This window comes from Paenibacillus sp. OT2-17 (assembly GCF_009827695.1).
In the GTDB taxonomy this organism is placed as follows: Bacteria; Bacillota; Bacilli; order Paenibacillales; family Paenibacillaceae; genus Paenibacillus; species Paenibacillus polymyxa_B.
Map to the genome: position 1 here is coordinate 1 of NZ_WUDQ01000884.1, position 1,010 is coordinate 1,010.

At 43.5% G+C, this 1,010-nt stretch carries 2 protein-coding genes; one reads left to right on the forward strand and one right to left on the reverse strand.

What is annotated here, in order from left to right:
• Positions 1-644, forward strand: a 644-nt coding sequence (locus GRP75_RS27905; RefSeq protein WP_369127589.1) for a calcium:cation antiporter, incomplete at its 5' end; no start/stop codon positions are given.
• 140 nt (positions 645-784) lie between these two features.
• Here GRP75_RS27905 and GRP75_RS27910 read toward each other — a convergent pair.
• Positions 785-1,010: Fpa/YlaN family protein (locus GRP75_RS27910; RefSeq protein WP_160790997.1), on the reverse strand; the 226-nt coding region annotated here is incomplete at its 5' end.

A 1,010-nucleotide genomic window follows, 5' to 3' on the forward strand; every position in this document is an offset into this window, starting at 1 on the left:
CAGCTGTCTTTCTGAACACACACGTTATCACGGATAACGAATCAGATACGCTCAGCCTCATTGTCGCAGGCACGCTCATTGTCGCGTATATTGCGTGGCTTATTTTTTCTATGATTACGCATAAGGACTATTTAGCTGATGTGACCGAACAAAAAGATGAAGAATTGCCACATGAGCATGCCCCTGTGTGGTCCAGAAACAAATCCATTGCCTATTTGGTACTCGCTACTGTTATGGTCGCTTTTGTCAGCGAATGGCTGGTAGGTACACTGGAGGTATTTACGACCCAATTTGGGCTCAGCGAATTGTTTGTAGGTGCCTTCCTCGTCGCTATTATTGGTAATGCAGCCGAACACAGCGCTGCTATTTTACTGGCGATGAAAAACAAAATCGGTGCATCTGTCGAAATAGCTATCGGCAGCAGTTTGCAAATTGCACTATTTGTTGCCCCTGTGCTGATTTTTATCAGTTACTTTATGGGAAACACGATGAATATTGTTTTCACCACAATTGAGCTGGTCGCCATTGCTGTCGCTGTATTTATCGCCAAATCCATCACCCAGGATGGCTCAACCAACTGGTATGAGGGACTCATGCTACTGGTAGTGTATGTATTGTTAGGTGTATCCTTCTTCCTTGTGTAGCTTTTAAGGTTTTAAAATGTGCATTAGGATGGTGGAAGGGCGATGCGCTTTTACCATCCTAAAAGAACATTTTTTAAAAAAAGGCATCAAAAAAAGCATGCTCTCAAACTCCGCATGCTCTCATCAATTCAACCGTCTTCCTAATTGGCCTTATTATTCATGGCCTCATATAGAATAGCCAGATTGCGTTCCAGCTCACTGACCAGCTGTTTACCTACCATTTCCGGAAGAAGTCCAGCGCGAACCGCAAAATCCACTTCCTTGGAAAATCCGTACATCTGAGTATCCAGCACTTCCTCATAGAGAGGGCAATAACGGGTTGCCAGATTCTCCATCTGTACTTCAATAAGCTTCTTTATTTTATCT